We start from the raw sequence: 23,478 nt of genomic DNA, 5'->3' as shown, positions 1-23,478 counted from the left end.
TTTCAAAACGAGTAGTAAACTAACAAGATAAACTAAAGCTTAATCAATAAATTCTCAATGAAGAGTTTGTGAAAAGCGTAGTATGAATAAGCATGAAGCTAAATATTCAAGTATTTTAATAAAATGTAGCTGAACTGTACTTGAAATATATACAAAACAATCCCATATTATAATGGAGTTTTACTCATTGTTATTTTAATAACATTATGAAAAATATATAAAAATTTATTTGAAATCCGAAGAAATGTTCCCATCTATTAGACAAGTACAAATTTGTTGTGAGGAATAACAAGAATGCGTTTTGAAAAATTTACAAACCGCTTGCAGCAAGCCCTTTCAGATGCTCAATCTTTAGCGATGGGTAAAGACCATACCGCGATCGCGGGTATTCATATTTTGAGTACCCTTTTAGAAGAGCCATCAAATATTAGTTTGTTGCAACAAGCAGGTGCACGGTTACCTGAACTTAAACAAAAGCTTGAGCAAGCTATAAAAGATGCTCCGACCATTGCGAATCCGACTGGGGATGTCAATTTAAACCCTGAAGCTGTTAAAGCGCTTAATCTGGCAGATCGATATGCGCAAAAAGCGGGTGATGAATTTTTGTCAACTGACTGGGTGCTATTAGGTCTAGCAGAAACAGGCGAAACTAAAAATATTTTAAGTGCCGTAGGGGTAACTCCCGACAGTCTACGCAAAGTAATTGAACATATTCGAGGTAGTGACAAAGTCATGAGTAATAATCACGAAGATCAACGTGACTCACTTAATAAATATACGATTGATTTAACTGAGCGTGCCTTATCTGGAAAACTTGATCCGGTGATTGGGCGTGATGATGAGATTCGCCGTACCATTCAAGTCTTGTCGCGTCGTACAAAAAACAATCCTGTTCTTATTGGTGAACCAGGTGTAGGTAAAACCGCTATTGTTGAAGGTTTGGCTCAACGTATTGTCAATGGTGAAGTACCAGAAGGCTTAAAAAGCAAACGTGTTTTATCTTTAGATTTAGGTTCATTACTTGCTGGTGCTAAATATCGTGGTGAGTTTGAAGAACGTTTAAAAGCTGTTTTAAAAGATTTGGCAAAACACGAAGGCGAAATCATCCTGTTTATTGATGAGCTACATACGCTTGTAGGCGCGGGTAAGGGCGATGGTGCTATGGATGCAGGTAATATGTTAAAACCTGCATTGGCTCGTGGTGAATTGCGCTGTGTGGGTGCAACAACTTTAGATGAATACCGCCAATATATTGAAAAAGATGCTGCATTAGAGCGTCGTTTCCAAAAAGTGTTGGTTGATGAACCAAGTGTTGAAGATACCATTGCGATTTTACGTGGTCTAAAAGAGAAATATGCCACTCACCATGGTGTGCAAATTTTAGACTCAGCGATTATTGCAGCGGCAAAAATGTCTCATCGCTATATTACAGATCGTCAATTACCAGACAAAGCAATTGACTTGATTGATGAAGCCGCTTCTCGTATTAAGATGGAAATTGACTCTAAACCTGAAGCACTTGATAAACTTGATCGCCGTTTAATCCAGTTGAAAATGCAATTGGAAGCTGTGAAAAAAGATGAAGATGTCGGCAGTAAAGCTGAAGTTAATCATCTTGAAAAACAGATTGCTGAAGTCGAGAAAGAATATAACGATCTTGAAGAAATCTGGAAATCTGAGAAGACTCTTGTTGAGGGTACTAAACAGGCTCAGGTTGAACTTGATAAAGCGCGTATTGCTTTTGAAAAGGCTCAGCGTGAAGGCGATTTGGCTGAAGCAGCGCGCTTACAGTATGGCGTAATTCCAGAGTTACAAAAACAACTGGAGCAAGACGAAGTTGCTGAAGAAAACGAAGAGCCAAAACTCATTCGTACTAAAGTGACTGAAAATGAAATTGCCGAAGTTGTGAGTGCTGCAACAGGAATTCCGGTTGCGAAAATGATGCAAGGTGAGCGTGAAAAACTCCTTAATATGGAAGAGTTTTTACATGACCGTGTTGTAGGTCAAGATGAAGCTGTTGTAGCCGTTTCGAATGCCGTACGTCGTTCACGTGCGGGCTTGTCTGACCCGAATCGTCCTAGCGGATCATTCTTGTTCTTGGGTCCAACAGGTGTTGGTAAAACAGAATTAACCAAAGCATTGGCTAATTTCTTGTTTGACAGCGATGATGCCATGATTCGTATCGACATGAGTGAATTCATGGAAAAACATTCGGTTAGCCGTTTGGTTGGTGCGCCTCCAGGATATGTGGGTTATGAAGAAGGCGGTGTTTTAACCGAAGCTGTTCGCCGTAAACCATATAGTGTGGTGTTGTTTGATGAGGTTGAAAAAGCGCATCCAGATGTATTCAATATCTTGCTACAAGTATTGGATGACGGTCGCTTAACAGACTCACAAGGTCGAGTAGTAGACTTTAAAAACACTGTGATTGTGATGACCTCGAACTTAGGTTCACAAGATGTACGTGAGCTAGGTGAGGGTGCAACAGACGATGAAGTGCGTACCATTGTAATGAATGCAGTAAGTCAGCATTTCCGTCCGGAATTTATTAACCGGATTGATGAGCTTGTGATTTTCCATTCACTCAAAAAAGCACAGATTCGAGGCATTGCCGATATTCAGTTGGATCGATTACGTTCGCGTCTGGTTGATCGTGATATGAGTTTAACTGTAGATGACACTGCTTTTGATTTATTGATTGATGCTGGTTTCGACCCTGTTTATGGCGCACGTCCATTAAAACGTGCGATTCAACAACAGATTGAAAACACATTAGCACAAAAAATCTTGTCGGGTGATTTTGTCGCAGGTGATACCATTTTAGTGAAAGGTGAAAATGGTCATTTAGTCTTCGATAAAATGAAACTCAGCTAACCTTGTTCTGCTAAAACCGAAAAGAGAATATGGAAACATATTCTCTTTTTTTATGGCGAAGCTATTTGGGTTTTTGATGTGAGTAAAGCAATTAGGGTGTCTGAAACTTTCTGAGTTAATGTCTTTAACTTTTGTTCAGGATGTCCAGATAAAAAATAATGGTAATGATAAATACGTTCTTGATAAGAAATGCAGATAAAAAAGGTACCTACAGGTTTTTCTGAGGTTTCACTTCCCCCAGATTTTAATAGCCCCGTACAGCTTACAATAATATCGGCTTGTTGAAATAAGCTTTGTCCCAGCTTGCACATTTCCTCTGTAACTTGTGGTGACTCAGCTGTGTAAGTCTCTATTAACTTGGGATTAATATTTAAAATACTAATTTTAATGCTGGGGTCATAACTCACTAAACCACCGAGTAAAATATCTGCACCGCTATTTTTATGAATAGAAAATTGACTGGTTAAATAACCGGAACTCGCACTTTCAATAAAGGCAATTTTGAGTTGAAGATTTTCTAATAGTTGGCAGCAGTGCTGAAGCATTATTTCACCTCGAATGGTGTTTATTTATAAATAAAATCAATTTACAGATAAATTATAAAATTACAGTAAGTGATTTAAGGGAGTCATTCAAGTCTGGGATAAAAATCTATAAAACTACTTGAATATTCACAAAATGCCTGTGAAAAAATCAGGTTTTAAAATGTTCAATGTTAATTGTCGGGAAGTTTATTTATAACATTGCGACATGCGTAAAAAATTGTTAATTTTGTTCAATATAACGAACAATAACAATTTTAGGATGAATGAAATGAACAATAAGCAAGGGTATATGCTGGGAATTTTGAGCGGTGTATCTGTATTATTATCAAACACATGGGCAGCACAACCTATGTCGGAAAGTGCGCTTGCCACTCAAACAGGGGCGATAAACGCATCTTTACCCGTAATTATTGCTAAAGCTCAGGATGATGCTAAAAAACCTGCGATAGAACAAAAACAAGTACAGCAGGCGTTAGGAGATAATTATTTGCAGCAAGTTCGATGGAATGCTCTTAGAACTAGCGTACTTTCTCCGTATCAAGAACAAAAACAGAATCATGTTGTTGATAGTAAAGAAAAGAAGAAGTTAGAAATGATTGCGTTACCAGAAAGAGCAGATCGTTTTACTAAATATGATTTTGAGTCAAAAAATGTTCATGGTGAGGTTATTATTACCGTGAAGTAATAATAACCTCTAGTCTCATTAATACTGATCTAAACCAGGGTGCTGAATTTTCCATGCACGGTGGATTTTTTGATTACGTTTAAAATCAAGGCCGATAGTTTCAGAAGTGATTTCTTCAACCTGAAAAATAGCTTCGATCTCTTCGTCCATTTCAAAACCACGATAGTTATTCGAGAAGTACAGCGTGCCTTCACTGTGTAAACGGTTCATTGCACGTTTAATAAGTGAGATGTGGTCACGTTGTACATCGAATGTACCATAGAATTTTTTCGAGTTTGAGAATGTCGGTGGATCAATAAAAATAAGATCGTATTGTTCATGACCTTCTTTTAACCACTCAAAACAGTCGCTAGCAAAGAACATGTGTTGTTCATCTGCATGATCTACAGTTAAGCCATTTAAAACAAAGTTTTCTTTTGACCAGTTTAGGTAAGTGTTAGATAAATCCACACTTGTTGTACTAGCAGCACCGCCAAGCGCAGCATGTAAGCTTGCAGTAGACGTGTAACTATATAAGTTCAAGAAGTGTTTACCACGTGCTTCTTGAGCAATACGTAAACGCATTTGACGGTGGTCAAGGAATAAACCTGTGTCGAGGTAATCAGTCAGGTTAACTAAAATTTTAGCTTTACCTTCTTGAACGATAAAACGTTTTGAAGCTGTACTTTGCTTTGTATATTGAGTTGTACCAGTTTGGCGTGCACGTGTCTTAATAAAGATGGCATCACGGTTTAAACCAGTAACAGCACGAATTGCAGCAAGCGCTAAATTAAAACGTTTTTTAGCTTTTTCTGGATCGATTGTTTTTGGTGGTGCATATTCCTGAACGTGTAAACGGTCACCATATAAGTCCACAGCGACATTAAAGTCAGGTAAGTCTGCATCATACAAACGTAAGCAATAAACATTTTCTTTTGTTGCCCATTTTTTCAAGGCAGTCATATTTTTTTGCAAACGGTTAGCGAAGTCTTGAGCTTCTTCCATTTCAATAGGTTGAGCTTGCCAAGTTGCTAAAAATGGTTGAGTTACTTTTTCAGGTTTGATTACACCGAAACGAATATAAATTGGTAATTTACCATTCATTAAGCGTAAGGTTTCAGGTGCTTCAAATGCTAGAACATCAGATTGTTCAATTTGAGCAGCAATAACTGCTGCATATTGATTTGGAAAATGTTTTTGTAAAAGCGCTGATAAACCTAAGTATAGAGAACGGTTTGATGCTTTTTCACCTAAACGTTCACCATAAGGCGGGTTAGTGACAATAAATGCAGTTTTGCCTTCAGCAGCAAAATCTGGCCAATCCGCTAAAGTACGCTCTTCGATTTGAATCTGACCTAATAAATTTTCAAAACCTGCCGCAATAATATTTTCACGGGTTGCTTTAATTGCTTCCCAATCTGCATCGTAGGCATAAAATTTAGGTAAAGGTAATTGAAGTGCTTTTTCGTGACGTTCTGCTGCTTCTGCTTTAAGTGAAAGCCAAAGTTCACGGTCATGACCATGCCAGCCATTAAATCCAAAACGGCGAACAAGTCCCGGTGCACGGTCAGTTAAAATCATTAATGCTTCAATGATGAATGTGCCTGAACCACACATTGGGTCAAGTACAATCTCTGGATTACGCTGTTTAAGCTGAGCTTTTTGTAAAATTGCCGCAGCAAGGTTTTCTTTAATTGGTGCATCTGTCATGTAACGGCGGTAACCACGCTTATGGAGTGAGTCACCTGATAAATCTAGACAGTAGGTATGCTCAGTTTTACCTGCCAAAGCATAGATCGTAATTTCTGGTTGTTTAGTGTCAATGCTAGGACGACGGCCTACAGCTTCCATAAAGGAATCAACGACACCATCTTTTACACGTAGTGTCGCAAATTGCGAATTGACCATGATTTCACGTTCGGCATGCAAGCGAATTGCAAAGGTACTTTGTGGTGCAAAAACAAGTGACCAGTCAAAGCTCATTGCACCTTCGTAGAGTTCTTCTGCGACATCACGTGCATCATGCGTAAAATCAAGTTCATAAGTATGAATAGGAAGTAAAACACGAGAAGCGAGACGCGACCACATACAGATGCGGTAAGCTTGTTCAAGCGTTCCTTCAATGATTAAACGTCCTGCTTTACGTTCTGTCACTTTGGTGCCAAGCTGTTCTATTTCTTCTTGTAAGAGGGGTTCTAAACCATCAGCACAAGTAATCCAATAGTGGTTTAAACGTAAAGAGGTATTCATAAACTCGATTGACCAAAACATATAAATATTAACGATGCAAAGTTTAACTTATTTTGATGTCTAAAGGTTTTTAAATTATTGCAACCTTTCATTTAGCAACCAATAATCTGATTTTTAAAGAGTAATACCTTGTAATTGGTATGTATTTTGCTAGACCAAGATAATTGATGGTTATTTATTTAACAGACAAAGTCGATTTTTAACCATTTTTATAATTTTAATGGATGGGGACGTTATAAATGAAAGACATGATGGGGAATGGTTTTATTACGAATGCGGATGCTTTCTCAGTGGCCACACAAATATATGTACGTATGCGTCGGGTAACAGGGCGGGTAATAGATGCAATGTATGTGATTCAAAATAAAGATTACGCAAAATATGTAATTACGGTGGCGTTAGAAACAGAGGATGATGAATTAAAACGATGTGTTGAGCGATTAAGAGCGTTAGTTGACACACTGCCAGAACCTTCTCAAAAAGAAACGCTCGCTGTTGCTAAGGTCGATGAGGAGCCAGAAATAACAGCCGAAGACATTTATCGGGCACAAGTTCCACATCATTATATTGGTGCTTTAAGGTAATCTCGAATAAGACCTTAAATTTTGGTCAATTTAGGGTCTTATTCTGTAAAGTTCTTCTGCGAAAAGAGCGGAATTCAGCTACACTATGCACGTTTTCGCGATTCGACCCATAGGAATCCATTATGCATATTGCAGCGTTGCATCAGCCGAGCCAGGTTCAGCTCAATCAGGACGGAAATTTAAAACATTTTTTAACAATTGAGGGACTTTCAAAAGGAAACCTCACGAAGATTTTAGATACCGCACAAAGCTTTTTAGATGATAATAATAATTTAATTAATCGTCCGCTCTTAGAGGGATTGACGGTTATGAATCTTTTCTTTGAAAACTCCACCCGTACTCGTACTACTTTTGAAGCAGCAGCAAAACGCTTGTCTGCCAATGTATTGAATATTGATATTGCACGTTCAAGTACATCAAAAGGTGAAACGCTACGAGATACGCTTTGGAACCTTGAAGCAATGGCTGCCGATATTTTTGTTGTCCGCCATTCATCTTCTGGCGCTGCACATTTCATTGCTAAAGATGTATGTCCAAAGGTCGCGATTATTAATGCTGGAGATGGACGTCATGCTCATCCAACGCAAGCGATGCTTGATATGCTTACAATTCGCCGTGAAACAAAGAAACCTTTTGAAGAGTTGAGTGTTGCCATTATTGGGGACATTAAACACTCTCGCGTAGCACGTTCGGATGTAGCAGCATTACAAACCCTCGGATGTAAAGATATTCGCGTTATTGCACCGAATACATTATTGCCAGTGGGTTTTTCAGAATATGGTGAACACGTTCGCTTGTTCAATAATATGGATGCTGGAATCGCAGATTGTGATGTGATTATTGCGCTACGTATTCAAAATGAGCGTATTGACTCTCCGGCATTATCTTCACAGTCTGAATTCTACAGAATGTATGGATTAAACAAAGAGCGTCTTGGTTTAGCTAAACCGGACTGTATCGTGATGCACCCGGGACCAATGAATCGTGGTGTGGAAATTGACTCAAGTGTTGCAGATGGAGACCAGTCGGTTATTTTGAAACAAGTAACCAACGGTATTGCTGTTCGTATGGCTGTGTTGGCACTGTCAATGCAAGGCCAACTCCAAGAGCAAGGTTTAATTGAAGCGATTACGTTGTAAGGAATGGATCACATGAGTATTGTAAAAATTGAAAATGTACGTGTGTTAGACCCAATCCAAAAAACAGACAACGTACAAACTGTATATATTCAAAATGGCAAGTTGGTTGCTCCAGTAGAGCAAGTTGAACAAACCATTGATGGTCAAGGCAAATGGTTAATGCCAACCATGGTTGATTTGTGCGCGCGTTTACGTGAACCTGGTCAACAGCAACACGGTACACTTAAATCTGAAGGGAAGGCAGCACGTGCTAATGGTATTTTGCATGTGATTACTCCGCCAGATTCAAAGCCGATTGTACAAGACAACGGTGCGCTTATTCATGGCTTGATTGAAAAGGCATGGCTTGATGGCGGCATTCATATGCATATCATCGGTGCTCAAACCCAAGGTTTAAATGGTAAACAACCTGCAAATATGGCTGGTCTTAAAAAGGGTGGTTGTACTGCTGTTTCAAATGCCAACGCTGCTTTTGAAAATGATGATGTGGTTATTCGTACTTTGGAATATGCAGCGGGTCTTGGCTTAACGGTTGTGTTCTATGCCGAAGAACCACAAATTGCTAAAGATGGATGTACACACGAAGGCTTTATTGCTTCTCGCCAAGGTCTGCCAATGATTCCGGCGCTTGCTGAAACTGTAGCGATTGCAAAATATTTGCTTATGATTGAAGCAACTGGTGTAAAAGCTCACTTTGGTTTGTTGTCTTGTGGTGCATCGGTTGAATTAATTCGTGCGGCAAAAGCAAAAGGCTTGCCTGTGACTGCTGACGTTGCAATGCACCAGTTACATTTAACTGAACACTTAATCGACGGTTTCAATTCACTTGCACACGTTCGCCCACCATTGCGTTCTGAGCAAGATAAAGAACTTTTACGTCAAGGATTAAAAGAAGGCGTAATTGATGCAATTTGTACGCACCATGAACCTTTAAGCAGTTCCGCAAAAATGGCGCCATTTGCTGAAACTCAGCCGGGTATTACCGCTTTTGATACTTATGTATCTTTAGGTGTCCAACTCATTAATGAGGGTTTATTTGAACCTTTAGAATGGGTTGCTAAAGTTACTAGCGTGCCAGCCCAGGTTGCCAATATGACTTCGCGTTGGGAAGATGAAGCTGGCTGGGTATTGGTAGATCCTGCTTTAAGCTGGACAGTAAGCAAAGATACTATTTTATCGCAAGGAAAAAATACCCCATTGTTGGGGCAAACCTTGACGGGTAAAGTACTTCAAACTTTTGCTAACTGATAAAGTGCTTAGTTAAAGTAAATTTAAAATATGAACAGGTAGATCAATATGATCTACCTGTTTTGTAAATACTAGATGGAAAATTGTATATAAATTATATAAAAAACAACAAAAGATTGAAGGAAGATTAGAATAAAAAACTATCAGCAAAGAGAAGTATTTGAATAATCAAAAATTGCTGGTTACGACGTATAAGATTCGGGAGAATAACCAATGTCGATAAACCCTATAGAATTGCTTAAAGAAAAAGTATCTTCAATATTATTAAATGAACAGGATGGATACCTAGGCGAAAAATCGAATGCTTTATCTAAGTTTTATCCAATTTTACTTTCATTATTAGCTGCTAAACCTGATCTTATCGGACAATTGAAAAACAGTTTGGCTCCTTCCTTATCAGACCTTTTTTCTCATAATGACCAAATCAAAAATACTGTACTTACCCATTTAAGTGGTACAGCACCAAATAATGAAATTGAAAGCACGCTCAACAGTGCGATTAAACCCAGCCTTAATGCAATTTCAGATGTTGCCGGAAATGACCAGCAAAGTATTGTGAATTACTTGCGCCAGCATGCAGATACTATTCGTTCATATTTACCAGCATGGGCAGTGGGTCTATTAGCTCCGCTAGGGCTTGGTGCAGGTTTATCTTCTGTCACGCCATCAACTGCACCTCCGCTTGCGGCAGCAACTGAAAATACAGGTAAGTCTCGTGGGTTCTTACCGATTATTGCCCTCATTATTCTGGGTCTGATCATTGCTTGGTTATGGCGTTCTTGTCAGCATAAAGAAGCTGTACCAGCACCAGAACCGACCGCTGCCAGTGGTGTTGAAGCTGCTGCTGCACCCGCTAGCTTAACTTTAAGTACCGATGATAAAGGCGCAGTGAGTGAGTGTCAGGCTGGAATTGGTGATCAAGGCTTCTTGGCAACGCTACAAACCAACGTTAAAAAGGTTTTTTCGACAACTCAAGATTGTAAGGTGGATACAAGCCAAACTTATGCAGCTTCATTTACAGACAAAGATGCGCTTGCAGGTGTGTTAGGTGCATTAAAAGGTGTACCAAATGCATCTTTAGAATGGGTAGGCGACAAAATTACTTTGAAAGCGGGTGATGCGGCAGCATTAGAAGCTTTAACTGCAAAAGTAAAAGCATTGGTGCCACATACAGAAGTTGTCGGTACAGCACCAGTAACCGCTGAGCAATCTGTAAGCAATAGCTTAACTGCTTCGCAAACTGCTCTAGGCTCAATTGACCCGAACAATGTCGATGTAAATGCTTTGGTGAAAGCACTTAACTTGCAAATTATTAATTTTGCCAGTGGTTCAAGTGACATACCTGCCGATAACAAAGCCATTCTTGACCAAGCTGCAACACTTTTAAATAAAGTGACTAGCGTCAAATTAAATGTGGGTGGTCATACTGACTCAACAGGTAACGCTGCTGCAAATAAAGCTTTATCTCAACGCCGTGCTCAAGCAGTGGTAGATTATTTAAAATCTAAAGGTGTGGATGCTTCTAAATTAGTTGCAGAAGGTCATGGTTCTGATCAGCCAGTTGCAGAAAACACGACAGAAGAAGGTCGCTTTAAAAACCGTCGTATTGAGTTTTCAGTAGCCCAATAATCGACTGATTTATGAAAAATTAGTTATTTTTAATTTGAAAAAAGCTTCTCATTTTGAGAAGCTTTTTTGTTGAGACAAATAATGTTGGATTGATATGAAAATCAGTTTGGTGGGAAGTGGGCGAGTTGCCTTTCATTTGGCAAAGGCTTTATTGGGCCAAGGTCATAACATCGTACAAGTCTATGCACGTGATTTTGATAAAACCCAAGAATTTGCAGAGAAAATTCAAGCAAAAGCATGCCAAACTCTTCGCGAATTCCAATCAAGCGATCTTATCATTCTAGCGGTTTCAGATAGTGCAATTGCAGAGCTTGTAAAACAAGTTCATGAATTCTTTCCTGACACACTTATTGTTCACACTTCGGGTAGTACTGATATTGAAGTCATCAGTCATGTGCATGAAAAAGCAGGGGTGTTTTATCCATTACAAACATTTAGCTTAGAAAGAGATGTTGATTGGTCTGCAACGCCGTTATTTGTTGAAGCAATAACAGATGTCGATCAGGAACTACTCTTAGATTTAGCAAATAGCCTGAGTAGCCGAGTATATCAATACACCTCAAAACAACGTTTAACTTTACACTTAGCGGCTGTGTTCGCTTGTAACTTTAGTAATTACTGTTTTGATATGGCAAAGCAGGTTGTAGATAAAGAGCAGGTGGACTTTGGCTTGCTCTATCCTTTAATTTTGGAAACAGCTAAAAAAGCGACTGAAAATGATCCGAAACAAATGCAAACTGGGCCTGCGGTAAGGGGAGATCAGAATATCTTGGCAATGCATCAAGACTTATTGGCTCAAGCAAATCAAGATGATTTAAAACAGGTGTATCAACTTTTAAGTGATGGCATCGTGAAACGCCATCACTCGGATTAAAAGTGATTTAAAATTAAGGTTCGCCGTTATTTCCCCATTTTAAGAAACCAGCACGTTGATTTAAACGTTCAAAATATTGGTCGACATTCTTAAGCGTTGGATGGTCAAAAGGGGTGGCCTTCCAGCGCTGTACAGATAGACCAATTGGAATGTCCGCTAGAGTGAACTCAGTACCTGCAACATAGTCCTGAGTTTTTGCGAGTTGTTGATCAAGAATCTGCATATGATGATTCCAGTCATCAATACCTTGTTGCAATAAGTTTGGATCTTGATGATTTGGAGAATGTCTCAAGAGAGACATAATTGTATAAGTCCAACTGTTATTCAGCTCGATCGCTTGCCAATCAATCCACTGGTCGACAAAGAATCTTTCTTTCGCTTGAGTAGGGTAAAGTTGATGCTTTTTATCATAAGCATTTGCCAGATAACGGATAATACTATTGGACTGCCAAAGGACTAAATCGCCATCTAAAACTACAGGAATTTGTCCATTTGGGTTTAATTGTAAATATTCAGGTGATTGAGCAGAGCGAAAGCCTCGTCCCCAGTCTTCTCTTTCATATTCAAGATCTAGTTCTTCACACAACCATAAGACTTTGCGAACATTAATGGAGTTATCGCGCCCTAAAATTTTTAACATGTGTTGTCCTTAGTAATTTTTAGTATGGCAAGTACCAGTTTCTATAAATAGCTAGATTTGGCTCGATTGGCAATTATTAATTAAGAAGAAATAGAATAGGTAAACTATGATTATTTATTTTCTTTTTAATATTAAAATAAAAAGGCCTAGTTTATTACTAAGCCTTTTTTATTATTTACTTAATCTTTTTAAAGATAAAGTCATTAATCTTATGACCTGACTCAATACCACGGCGTTCAAACTTAGTCACTGGGCGCCAGTCCGGACGTGGGTAGCTATTGCCTTTACCTGCCAAGTTTTCAAGATCTGGACGGTTGTCTAATACATCTAGCATCCACTCAGCATACGGTTCCCAATCTGTTGCAGCATGGAACGTACCGCCAAGCTCAAGTTTTTGTTCAACCAATGGCATACGCTCATGAGCGACAAAACGGCGTTTAAAATGACGTTTCTTTTGCCAAGGGTCTGGGAAGTAAAGCTGAACACAGTTAATGCTGTTGTCTGGCATTTCACGTAGAACCTGAATTGCATCTGCATCAAGTACACGTAAGTTTTTAACTTCTGCTATACCTGCTTCATATAGGCATTGAGCAATACCAGGCACATGGACTTCAATACCCACATAGTTGCGTTCAGGGTTTGCTTTTGCCATAAGCACTAATGAACGACCCATACCAAAACCGATTTCAACAGTTAATGGACGCTCTGGGTGTTCGAAGTGTTGACGTAAGTCGCCAACAGGATATTCCAAAATTAAATCGCGATGTTGTTCTAATGCCGTGCGTTGAGACGTATTAAGTGGTGCTGAACGACGCATAAACGTCACAATTTCACGGTGTTCAGGCAAATTGTCTAAGTCTGCAATTTGCGTTTCTAACTGATCGATCGACATAACCTTGGCAATATTGAAATTCAAATGCGGTATTTTAAGTCTTCATGGGATCAAGTCAAATGTTTCGGTGTTTTTCTTCATGTAGATGTCATGATCAATATTTACTCTAAGAGACTAATTAAAACTCATATGAACACTTTTACTCATGAAAACTTTTCAATTAAGAACACTTTCGGTCTTTTTAAGTGCATTAGGTGCATTTTCATATAGCTCAGTTGCTCAAGCACAGCTCATGTTTAGCCAATATGTTGATGGCAGCAGCAATAAAAAAGGCTTGGAAATTTATAATCCAGATGGCGCTACAGTTAATTTAGCCGATTATGAGATTCAACAATTTAATAATGGTGGTACAGCAAAGACAGTGGCTTTTCGTTTACAAGGCACGCTCGCGAGTAAGCAGAAGTTTTTAGTGGGGCGCTCAGAGTTACAAACTGAGCTTGGAAGTAAAGTTAATCAGGTCGCTGCTTTATCTTTCAATGGAGATGATGCGGTTGTACTCGTTTATAAAGGTACGCCTGTAGATCGTTTTGGCCGTATTGGTGAACGCCCAGCAGCGGGATGGGGGACGGCAGTTTCAAGCCTCGGAAATAGTTTTAAGCGTATTGAAACAGAAAATCCAGCTTTAAGTGTTGATGCAACCGCAGCATTTGATTTGGACCATTCATGGTCGGCTTGGACAAACCGAAATGACTTTTCAAATTTATCGGGTTCTACAACTCAGCCTCCTGTTGAAACGGTAAGTTGTTCAAGCTCAGATACACCAATTGCAGACTTGACGGCAGCAACTCAAGACCAGACTTATACTGTGCGTGGTGTGATTACAGCTGACTATCGTTATGCCAATGGCTTCTCTGGTTTTTATGTTCAGACGCCAGATACAAAAGCACGTGCAAATGTCAGTAATGCTATTTTTGTTTATATTCCAAATAGTAGTGCGGTAAAAGGTGGACAAGTTGGTGATGAAGTTATTTTACGTGGTCGTTTAACGTCTTATCAAAATCAGCTACAAATAGATCAATTACAACAAGATATTCAAATCTGTAATAGCAATATGGCAAATCAGGTTCAGCCGATTAGCCTCGAACTTCCGTTTGCTAGTTTAACGGGGGGCTCAACTAATTCACCGCAGCGTTATCAAGGTATGTTGATCAAACTACCTCAGACTTTAACGGTGAGTGAGAATTACAATTATGGTCGCTATGGTGAGTTATCGCTGAGTTTAGGCCGTTTATATATTCCAACCAATTTATATCCAGCTTTATCTCCTGAAGCCAAAGCTCTAGCTCAGAAAAATTTATTATCGAAAATTATTTTTGATGATGGTTATAACAATCAAAACCGTACACCTTGGTTACCAAGTAATTTTAGCGCTGCCAATACGTTACGCTCGGGTTATCAACTTAAAAATGCTGAAGGTATTTTAGAATATCGTTTTAATGGTTGGCGTGTACAACCTGTGCTCGGACGTAATCAGCCTGAAGTTATTACTCAAACAAACCCGCGTCAAAGCGTCCTTACTAAAAATGCTAATCACATTCGTGTAGCTTCATTTAACGTTTTGAACTATGACAATGGTGCAACGGGTTTCCCAACAGAACGTGGTGCGACAACACAAGCTGAGTTTGATAAACAGCATCGTAAAATTGTGAGTGCATTAAAAGCGATTGATGCCGATGTTTACGGTTTAATGGAAATTGCGAACAATGGTTATGGGTCTAACAGTGCAATTGCCAATTTGACCAAAGCTTTAGGTAGCGATTGGAAATATGTGGTTCCTGAAAATCTAGATCGTTTAGGTGGTGATGCAATCGCAGTTGCTATTATTTATAACAGCAAGCGTGTTAAGCCTTTAAATAAATCTGTTGTGCTTGATTTAGGTGATAAGAACCGAACAACTTTGGCGCAAAGTTTCCAAGCAGTTCGTGGTAATAAAACGTTTACTGTTATTCCAAACCACTTGAAATCAAAAAGCTGTAGTGGGGTCGATGCTAGCTCTACTGACGCCGACCAAAAAGATGGTCAAGGTTGCTGGAACCCAACTCGTGTAAAAGCAGTTGATCAAATTGTGCAATGGCTCGCGAAAAATCCAACTCAAGTGCAAAAGCAAAATGCTTTACTTGTAGGGGATATGAATAGTTACGCAAAAGAAGAGCCTATTTTGTCATTTGAAAAAGCGAACTATAAAGTTTTACTTAATGACACTAAGGTCGGACAGGGGACTCAGGCGTATAGCTATGTGTATGGTGTTGCGAGTGATGCCAACGGTAATGGTGGAGCAGGTAACTTAGATCATGCAATTGCTGATGCAGCTTTATATCCAAAAGTGGTTCGAACCTTTGCATGGCATATCAATGCAGATGAGCCAACGGTTCTAGATTACAACGAAGAATATAAAACGGATGAGCAAAAGGCATTATTCTTTGGTGAAGATGCTTATCGTTCTTCGGATCATGACCCTGTAATTGTCGATCTAGATTTAAATGGAAAAGACTCAAGTCATCCTGACGATGATAAGAAAAATGGGATTTTTGATTTCTTAACTGAATTAGTGAATTGGCTGAGCCAGCTTTTTAAACGTAATTAAAGGAAAAATTGCGTGACGCAAATGTGTTTTATCATATTTTAAACAATCGTCACGCAAGACAACTTGCAAGGAATGACTTTTTGAAGAATATTAGATGGTGTAAGTATTTTATAAGTTTACGCTTTTTTACAATTAAAGAATTGTGCAAACCTTGCAGGTTTTCTAGAAGCAATTTAAAACGTTAATATGAGATAACAAGGATCAGATATGAAATTATATTATTCGCCAGGCGCATGTTCTTTAGCTGCACATATTATTTTAAATGAAATTAATGTTGATTTTGACTTAGAACGGGTAAATTTAAAAACTCATAAAACAGAAAAAGGCGCAGATTATTACGAGATTAACCCAAAAGGATATGTACCAGCTTTAGAAATTAATCCGGGTTTAATGTTAACTGAAAACGTTGCGATTTTACCGTTCCTTGCTCAGCATGATCCTAAACAAGACTTAATTCCTCCATCAGGGATGGGCCGTGCGAAAGTATTGGAATGGTTGGGATATTTGAACTCTGAATTACATGATGCATATGCAGTCTTCTTTGGGGCGCCGTTAACGACTGATGAAAAAAATAAAGCTTATGCAGAAATTGATCGCCTTTTAAAATATATCGATAACTATTTGGCTGAGTCTGATTATGATTATTTGGTAAATGATAATTTCGGCCCAGCAGATGCTTATCTATTTGTTTTAACAAACTGGTCAAACTCTATTGAACATGATTTAACGCCATATAAACATATTATTGCTCTACGTAATAAGGTAGCAGAACGTCAATCTGTACAAATTGCGATGCGTGATGAAGGTCTAATTTCTTAATCAGTTTTTTAGACTTTAATAAAAAGCCCCTGTATGAACAGGGGCTTTTTTTATGCTAAAGATGATTAGTGTTGAGCATCTTTTTTCACATCAGCAGCAGTATTTTCAACAGCTTGGGCAGCATCAGCAGTTGCCTTACGAGCAGTTGCTTCAGTTTTTGCAGCAGCTTCAGCGGTTGCGTCAGCAGCATGGTCAGTTGCAGCATCGATTTTTGCAGTAGCATTATCAGTTGCAGTAGCAATATCGCTTGCAGCTTTGTCACCAGCTGATTTGATATCTGCAGTTGCTTGTTGAGCAGCATTTTCTAAGTGTTCACCCGTTGTCGCACCTGTTTCTGGAGCTTTATCTTTATTACATCCAACAAGGGCAACGGTCGCAGCAAGACCTAAAGCAACAAGTAATTTATTCATTGTGTTTTTCCTTCTAATTCATGGCATCCAAATATGGATGTATAAAATATAAACATAAACTAACTGATTAATAAAGATCGAAAATTGTTAAAGAGTTGTAACTCTAATATTAAAAAAGCCTAGCATTTTGTAATGCTAGGCTTGCGTTAAATCATACTGGTTTGACTAAATATTACTGCCCAGAACGAATAATGTAATCAAACGCAGAGAGTGATGCTTTAGCACCTTCACCTGTAGCAATAATGATTTGCTTATAAGGCACAGTTGTACAGTCACCCGCAGCAAATACACCTTTGACATTGGTTTCATTGCGATCATTCACAATGATCTCGCCACGGTTGGTTAACTCAACTTCACTGTCTTTTAAGAAGTCAGTATTTGGGAGTAAACCAATCTGTACAAAGATCCCTGCAAGCTCTACCACATGCTCTTCATCAGTGGCACGGTCTTTATATTTAAGACCAGTCACTTGTGATCCGTCGCCTAACACTTCTGTACTTAACGCATTCATAATCACCGTTGTGTTTGGCAGGCTATGCAGTTTGTTTTGCAACACTTGGTCAGCACGTAGTTTTGTATCGAACTCAACCAAAGTTACATGCTCAACAATCCCAGCAAGGTCAATCGCAGCTTCAACACCTGAGTTACCACCACCAATCACCGCAACACGTTTGCCTTTGAATAACGGACCATCACAGTGTGGGCAGTACGCGACACCACGGGTACGGTATTCTTGCTCACCCGGTACATTCATTTCTCTCCAACGTGCACCTGTTGAAAGGATCACTGTTTTCGATTCAAGTTTTGCACCGTTTTCAAGTTCAACTTCAACCAGACCATTTATCATTTGGTTTGCACCTGTGATTTTACTAACACGTTGCAAGTTCATGATATCGACATCATATTCACGAACGTGTGCTTCCATCTCGGCAGCAAACTTAGGACCTTGAGTCTTTTGCACAGACGTGAAGTTTTCAATGTCCATGGTGTCCATCACCTGACCACCAAAACGTTCAGCTACGATACCTGTGTTAATACCTTTACGTGCTGCATAGATTGCTGCTGTTGCACCCGCAGGTCCACCACCAATTACCAATACATCAAAAGCATCTTTGGCATTGAGTGCTGCTGCATCTTTTTCAGCTGAGTTGGTGTCGAGTTTCGCCACAATCTCTTCAAGGGTCATACGACCTTGACCAATGTGTTCATTGTCTTGGAATACCATTGGTACGGCCATGATTTTGCGTTGTTCAACTTCATCTTGGAAGAATGAACCATCAATCATGGTTGCCGTTGTGTTCGGGTTATAAATCGCGATCAGGTTAAGTGCCTGTACCACATCCGGACAGTTATGACAGCTTAACGATACAAACACATCAAAGTTGGCTTTGAGGTTTAAGCCTTTAATCTGGTTGAGCACTTCACTTGACACTTTAGGTGCATAGCCAGACACTTGTAACAGAGCCAAGATCAAAGATGTAAACTCATGGCCCATTGGCAAGCCAGCAAAGAACACACGAGGTTGTTCACCTGCTTTAGCCACACCAAAGCTTGGACGACGTGTATTGTTGCCATCAAAACGGGCAGTCACTTTGTCAGAAAGCTCAGCGATTTCTGTCACTAACTCTTTAATTTGAGCAGCTTTATCTGATTGATCTAAAGCAGCCACTAATTCGATTGGACTTTCTAAACGTTCTAAGTAAGCTTTTAATTGAGTTTTAATGTTTTGATCTAACATCTGTTTTTACTCCAATGCATCCAAATTCTTTCAATAGATGCATAGTACGTTAAAACACAGAATAGGTGAAACAGTATGTTTTTATAGATTTAATCGGTTTTTTGAATGTTGATTGGCACTTATAAGTAATATCAAGAAGTTAAAATGGAATTTGTCTTTAGGTCGTCTTTATTACTCTTTTTTATCTTTTAAAGTGAAAGTGTTTAAAAATTTATATATGTTATATGGCTGTAAAGATTTTATGTCATAACATTAAAAGGTACTTTCATGTCATTGCAACGCGGCATTTATCAGCATTATAAAGGTAATCTCTATCAAGTTTTTTCTGTGGCAAAACACAGCGAGACTGAAGAGGAACTCGTGGTTTATCAGTGTCTTTATGGTGACTATTCAACTTGGGTACGTCCGCTTGATATGTTTACTGAAACGGTTCAAATGGCTGATGGAGGTATCGTGCCGAGATTCAAGTTAATTCAAAGCACTTAACTCAAACGGCTGTCATATAAAATAACGATTTTAAAGGGTGAAGATATGCCAAATACTTTTTTCTTACAAAGAGTTGCAGATTTATATGACACCTTTAAACGACATGATGCCCAGCAGTCAGATCGCTTGCTACGCTATCGAAATATTGAGGCTGAATCTGCAAAACTTTTGTCGCAATTTATCAGAATGCAGCAAGCCAAATCAATTTTAGAAATCGGGACTTCAACGGGTTATTCTACTCTATGGCTTGCTGAGGCTGCACAATCGACTCACGGAAAAGTAACCACGCTTGAAATTGATGCCAATCGTAGCACCGAGGCGAAACGCCATGCGACTGAATTAGCATTAGATAAAGTGGTTGATTTTTGGATAGGGGATGCCGCTGATTATTTAAAAGAAACTCACGAAACGTTCGATTTTATTTTGTTAGATGCTGAGCGTAATGCTTACGAAAATTATTGGCCCGATTTAAAGCGTCTGATGAAGCCCAAAGGTGGTGTTCTTATTATTGATAAGGTTATTTCACATGCGGCGGAAGTAAGTTCATTCTTATCTTTAATTAAAAAAGATGAAAATTTTATGAGCAGTATTTTGCCGGTAGGCGCAGGTTTAAGTCTGGTGGTTTTAAAGTAGATTCGCTTTCTTAATATATTCTTGGCGATAAGCTTGTGGACTACAGCCCTGTACTTTATTAAATGCACGGGTGAAATTGGCAGGATTGGAATAGCCCAGTTCATAGGCAATATGGGTAATGGTAAAGGTAGAATTCTCTAATAAATCAATGGCCCGCTCAGTGCTGATCTGTTGCTTTAAATTTTGAAATTCAACGCCTTGCTGCTGTAAATAGCGTTGCAATGTTTTGGTCGAAATATTTAATACTTTGGCACATTCCATTAGAGTTGGAACTTGATTGGCTTGCCGCAACATCATGCTAACCCATTCAACAATTTCACCTTGATGATAGATCTTCTGGATTTGTTCCTGACAGCGTTGTTCAACTATTTTTAGACTATGTGCGTCAGCTAGAGGCAAGGGTAGTGCTAATTGTTGCTGATCAATCACCACGCGTATACCTGAAAGCCACGTATAGTTAAAGTGGAAATTGGCTTTTACTAAGGATATGTAACGTTCTTGATAGCTCGGCTCTGGAACACTCAAATACACTTGGTAGCGTTGTAATTGTTGACCTGCCAATTCTAACAGGCTGTAGTAAAACGCCACGGCAATCGCTTCAATATGAAAGGCCAAACATTGCTTATTCATCTGCAAAATCGGTTCAAATAATAGTTCAACCTTTTGCTGATTGGTCGGAAACTGAATGCTGAGCTTAAAACTGGGCATAATCAGTCTAAAATATTGTGCAATCAGCCTAAGAGCATGTTCCAAATTAGGACTGGTCATTAGCGCATAACCGACCAGACTATGTGAGCTGAGCTTGATATTTTTACCCAGTTCAAAGGCTAAGTCTTGGGTATTGGGCAGACTTAAACCCATTTCAATAAATTGTTCAATTTGTTGAATTGATAATAATTCTGTTTTTGCCAGTTCTTGCTGGAATGCCGTCAATAAATCATTATCGTATTGATGTGTGCCGATTAAAATTTCAATCAGCCGTAAATAATAACGTGATGGAATAACAGGGATCTGTTGCTTCTGCACAAGAAAAACTCAGCAAAGTCTTAAAATGATAATAGCAAGTCTTAAAATGATAATATAGGGGGGCTATGAACGAGCACAATCAATTCAAGCAAAACATTTTGTGTTTGATTGGATTCTCTAATGAATATGCATACTCAACTGGATGTCGAGCAAGCGACAACAACATTTAAGGATAAGAAACGTCATTTATGGCTATTGGGTTTGGCTGTACCGACCATTGCAATGGGTGGGTTAGCAAGCTATCAATTTGGTCCTAAAAAAACTAAAAAATTCTTCGCTTCATTTGGGCCATTATTTATTCATGGTGTTATTCCAGCATTAGATAAACTGATTGGAGAAGACAAGGAAAATCCGCCATTAGACGCAATCGCGGATTTAGAAGCAGATCCGTATTATGCTCGCATTGTTAAACTTTTTATTCCTTTGCAATATGCGACCAATATTTATGGAGCATATTTAGCCAGTCGTAAAAATACACCTCTTGCTGATCAGGTTTTACTTGGAACTTTGGTGGGAATGGTTAATGGGATTGCTATTAATACGGCACATGAACTTAGCCACAAGAATGGACAGCTTGAACATTATTTATCGCATTTAGCTTTAGCGCCATCGGGTTATAACCATTTCCGAATTGAACATCCTTATGGACACCACCGTCGCGTTGCGACACCTGAAGACCCAGCATCTTCACAATTTGGTGAAACTTTTTGGAAGTTTTTACCACGTACCGTGATTGGTAGCTTTAAATCGGCAATCGAAATTGAAAAGAATCGTTTAGAACGTAAGAAATTGCCTTTCTTCTGTAAGGAAAATGAGCTGATTCATGGCTGGGCGATGTCTGCTGTTTACCATGCAGCCATGTTTGCGACATTTGGTACGCGTTCGATTCCATTCCAAGTCACTCAAGCTGCGTATGCAATAACTTTGTTTGAATCGGTGAATTATATTGAACATTATGGTTTAAAGCGTGCAAAGAAAGAAAATGGCCAATATGAACGTACTTTGCCAGAGCACAGCTGGAACAATAATAATGTGGTGACCAATCTGTTTTTGTATCAATTACAACGCCATTCAGATCATCATGCCAATCCAACTCGTAGCTTTCAGACCTTACGTCACTTTGAAGATGCGCCGCAATTACCAGCAGGTTATGGTGCAATGATTTTGCCTGCATTTATTCCATCTTGGTGGTCAAAAATTATGGATGATCGCGTTGTCGAGCACTATAAGGGTGACCTTAGTAAAATCAATATGCATATTGATGTGAAGGAAAAAATGTTAGAGAAATATATTGGTCAAAATGACGCGGCTTAATAGCCAAAAGATATAAAAACAGATCAGCCCCATTGGGCTGATTTTTTATGATTAAGCAGAAATACGGAGTCTATTAAAATGCAGATCAAACTCAAGATATTTGTGAACAAATGCAGTTTTATCATTGGTACGTAACAAATTATTGTAGATAAACTCTGGAACTGGATGGTAGAGCTCACCTGAGCCATTGCTATAGAAAATTTTTAAATAGCGTGAAGAAACATCGTATTTCCAAGAGGTTACAACAACAGATTTTTCCATATAACTACTCCTACTTTTGTTTGATCTTTTAATACATATATAAAGCTCTTTTGTTTCATAATTCGACAGTACTCTAAGTTAAGCAGGCTGACAATTCATAAATGAAGATTGCTATAAATTTATAAGTATAAGAATTGTAAAAAATTAGCTATAAAATTTGAGTAGAGAATAGGGCTTAGATTTATAAAAATAACCAATAAAAAAACCACCCTAAAAAGGGTGGTTTTCAGACGTATTGGTCTAATCTAAAAAATTAGATTTTACCAACTAGGTCGATAGATGGAGCAAGAGTAGCTTCGCCTTCTTTCCATTTAGCTGGGCAAACTTCACCTGGGTGAGCGTGTACGTATTGAGCAGCTTTTACTTTACGAAGAAGTTCAGACGCGTCACGGCCGATACCACCAGCGTTAAGTTCAACGATTTGGATTTTACCTTCTGGATCGATAACGAAAGTACCACGGTCAGCTAAACCTTCAGATTCAATAAGAACGTCGAAGTTTTTAGAAAGAGTCCAAGTTGGGTCACCAACTAATGGATATTGGATTTTTTTGATTTCTTCAGAAGTGTCGTGCCAAGCTTTATGAGTGAAGTGTGTATCAGTAGATACAGCATAAATTTCAACACCAAGTTTTTGGAATTCAGCGTAGTTGTCTGCTAAGTCACCAAGTTCAGTTGGACAAACGAAAGTGAAGTCAGCTGGATAGAAGAATACAACAGACCACTTACCTTTAAGGTTAGTTTCGTTAACTTCAACAAATTGGCCGTTGTGGTAAGCAGTTGCTTGGAATGGTTTAACTTCAGTATTAATCAAGCTCATCATTGTCTCCATGATTGAGGTTTATATTTAAACTTGTTTACGAGATGTAGA

21 protein-coding genes are annotated in these 23,478 nt (G+C 38.8%); 12 read left to right on the top strand and 9 right to left on the bottom strand.

Annotated elements, in window-relative coordinates; all coding sequences use genetic code 11:
• Positions 1-294: 294 nt before the first annotated feature.
• Positions 295-2,874: an ATP-dependent chaperone ClpB gene (clpB, locus tag K6I41_RS13120; RefSeq protein WP_013198493.1), complete on the top strand. Its 2,580-nt coding sequence runs from the start codon at positions 295-297 to the stop codon at positions 2,872-2,874.
• Between the two features lie 50 nt (positions 2,875-2,924).
• On the opposite strand, the gene K6I41_RS13115 is transcribed toward clpB, so the two are convergent.
• Complete coding sequence (locus K6I41_RS13115; protein ID WP_250374520.1) at positions 2,925-3,419, bottom strand: CinA family protein; 495 nt, start codon at positions 3,417-3,419, stop codon at positions 2,925-2,927.
• A 268-nt stretch (positions 3,420-3,687) separates the two neighbouring features.
• Here K6I41_RS13115 and K6I41_RS13110 point away from each other — a divergent pair, with 268 nt between their 5' ends.
• Complete coding sequence (locus K6I41_RS13110) at positions 3,688-4,104, top strand: hypothetical protein (RefSeq protein ID WP_250374519.1); 417 nt, start codon at positions 3,688-3,690, stop codon at positions 4,102-4,104.
• An 18-nt stretch (positions 4,105-4,122) separates the two neighbouring features.
• On the opposite strand, the gene rlmKL is transcribed toward K6I41_RS13110, so the two are convergent.
• Entirely contained in the window at positions 4,123-6,333 is a 2,211-nt protein-coding gene (gene rlmKL, locus K6I41_RS13105) for a bifunctional 23S rRNA (guanine(2069)-N(7))-methyltransferase RlmK/23S rRNA (guanine(2445)-N(2))-methyltransferase RlmL (protein ID WP_034596304.1), read from the bottom strand.
• A gap of 239 nt (positions 6,334-6,572) precedes the next feature.
• Between rlmKL and K6I41_RS13100 the strand changes: the two genes are divergently transcribed.
• The 5 genes from K6I41_RS13100 (at position 6,573) to K6I41_RS13080 (ending at position 11,807) form a co-directional block, all read left to right on the top strand.
• Positions 6,573-6,917 carry a hypothetical protein gene (locus tag K6I41_RS13100; protein ID WP_005299015.1) on the top strand — a complete coding sequence of 115 codons (345 nt, stop codon included), beginning with the start codon at positions 6,573-6,575 and terminating at the stop codon, positions 6,915-6,917.
• A gap of 122 nt (positions 6,918-7,039) precedes the next feature.
• Positions 7,040-8,056 (top strand): aspartate carbamoyltransferase catalytic subunit, encoded by a 1,017-nt coding sequence (locus K6I41_RS13095; RefSeq protein WP_151987355.1) that lies wholly within the window; start codon positions 7,040-7,042, stop codon positions 8,054-8,056.
• A gap of 12 nt (positions 8,057-8,068) precedes the next feature.
• Positions 8,069-9,304, top strand: coding sequence for a dihydroorotase (locus tag K6I41_RS13090; protein ID WP_174766096.1), 1,236 nt, complete (start codon positions 8,069-8,071; stop codon positions 9,302-9,304).
• 213 nt (positions 9,305-9,517) lie between these two features.
• Entirely contained in the window at positions 9,518-10,933 is a 1,416-nt protein-coding gene (locus K6I41_RS13085; protein WP_151826925.1) for an OmpA family protein, read from the top strand.
• A gap of 94 nt (positions 10,934-11,027) precedes the next feature.
• Positions 11,028-11,807, top strand: coding sequence for a Rossmann-like and DUF2520 domain-containing protein (locus K6I41_RS13080; RefSeq protein WP_250374518.1), 780 nt, complete (start codon positions 11,028-11,030; stop codon positions 11,805-11,807).
• Between the two features lie 13 nt (positions 11,808-11,820).
• Here K6I41_RS13080 and K6I41_RS13075 read toward each other — a convergent pair whose 3' ends face one another.
• Positions 11,821-12,447, bottom strand: a complete 627-nt coding sequence (locus tag K6I41_RS13075; RefSeq protein WP_250374517.1) for a glutathione S-transferase family protein — start codon at positions 12,445-12,447, stop codon at positions 11,821-11,823.
• Positions 12,448-12,622: 175 nt separating this feature from the next.
• The gene (trmB, locus tag K6I41_RS13070; protein ID WP_004642023.1) at positions 12,623-13,339 is read right to left on the bottom strand and encodes a tRNA (guanosine(46)-N7)-methyltransferase TrmB; all 717 of its coding nucleotides are present in this window, start codon (positions 13,337-13,339) and stop codon (positions 12,623-12,625) included.
• A 145-nt stretch (positions 13,340-13,484) separates the two neighbouring features.
• Here trmB and K6I41_RS13065 point away from each other — a divergent pair, with 145 nt between their 5' ends.
• Positions 13,485-15,923 carry an ExeM/NucH family extracellular endonuclease gene (locus tag K6I41_RS13065; RefSeq protein WP_250374516.1) on the top strand — a complete coding sequence of 813 codons (2,439 nt, stop codon included), beginning with the start codon at positions 13,485-13,487 and terminating at the stop codon, positions 15,921-15,923.
• Positions 15,924-16,130: 207 nt separating this feature from the next.
• A complete protein-coding gene (locus tag K6I41_RS13060) occupies positions 16,131-16,742 on the top strand; it encodes a glutathione binding-like protein (RefSeq protein WP_005303579.1) in 612 nt (203 codons plus the stop codon).
• 65 nt (positions 16,743-16,807) lie between these two features.
• On the opposite strand, the gene K6I41_RS13055 is transcribed toward K6I41_RS13060, so the two are convergent.
• Positions 16,808-17,152, bottom strand: a complete 345-nt coding sequence (locus K6I41_RS13055) for a hypothetical protein (protein ID WP_005303582.1) — start codon at positions 17,150-17,152, stop codon at positions 16,808-16,810.
• Between the two features lie 172 nt (positions 17,153-17,324).
• On the bottom strand, positions 17,325-18,890 hold the full coding sequence (gene ahpF / locus K6I41_RS13050) for an alkyl hydroperoxide reductase subunit F (RefSeq protein ID WP_250374515.1): 1,566 nt from the start codon (positions 18,888-18,890) through the stop codon (positions 17,325-17,327).
• 267 nt (positions 18,891-19,157) lie between these two features.
• On the opposite strand from ahpF, the gene K6I41_RS13045 reads away from it, so the two are divergent.
• Positions 19,158-19,376 (top strand): DUF1653 domain-containing protein, encoded by a 219-nt coding sequence (locus K6I41_RS13045; protein ID WP_250374514.1) that lies wholly within the window; start codon positions 19,158-19,160, stop codon positions 19,374-19,376.
• Between the two features lie 45 nt (positions 19,377-19,421).
• Positions 19,422-20,009, top strand: coding sequence for an O-methyltransferase (locus tag K6I41_RS13040; RefSeq protein ID WP_250374513.1), 588 nt, complete (start codon positions 19,422-19,424; stop codon positions 20,007-20,009).
• Here the strand turns inward: K6I41_RS13040 and K6I41_RS13035 are convergent.
• A complete protein-coding gene (locus K6I41_RS13035) occupies positions 20,001-21,035 on the bottom strand; it encodes a helix-turn-helix domain-containing protein (RefSeq protein WP_250374512.1) in 1,035 nt (344 codons plus the stop codon). The genes K6I41_RS13040 and K6I41_RS13035 overlap by 9 nt on opposite strands.
• 120 nt (positions 21,036-21,155) lie before the next feature.
• Here K6I41_RS13035 and K6I41_RS13030 point away from each other — a divergent pair, with 120 nt between their 5' ends.
• Positions 21,156-22,349: an alkane 1-monooxygenase gene (locus tag K6I41_RS13030; RefSeq protein WP_250374511.1), complete on the top strand. Its 1,194-nt coding sequence runs from the start codon at positions 21,156-21,158 to the stop codon at positions 22,347-22,349.
• A gap of 51 nt (positions 22,350-22,400) precedes the next feature.
• On the opposite strand, the gene K6I41_RS13025 is transcribed toward K6I41_RS13030, so the two are convergent.
• Positions 22,401-22,610 carry a KTSC domain-containing protein gene (locus K6I41_RS13025; RefSeq protein WP_004793625.1) on the bottom strand — a complete coding sequence of 70 codons (210 nt, stop codon included), beginning with the start codon at positions 22,608-22,610 and terminating at the stop codon, positions 22,401-22,403.
• A gap of 253 nt (positions 22,611-22,863) precedes the next feature.
• Positions 22,864-23,427, bottom strand: a complete 564-nt coding sequence (gene ahpC, locus K6I41_RS13020) for an alkyl hydroperoxide reductase subunit C (RefSeq protein WP_003652649.1) — start codon at positions 23,425-23,427, stop codon at positions 22,864-22,866.
• Positions 23,428-23,478 lie beyond the last annotated feature (51 nt).

This window comes from Acinetobacter sp. AS23 (genome assembly GCF_023612055.1).
Lineage (GTDB): Bacteria > Pseudomonadota > Gammaproteobacteria > Pseudomonadales > Moraxellaceae > Acinetobacter > Acinetobacter oleivorans.
The sequence above is the reverse complement of the archived record's forward strand: the minus strand, read 5'-3'. Positions and strand labels throughout refer to the sequence as shown.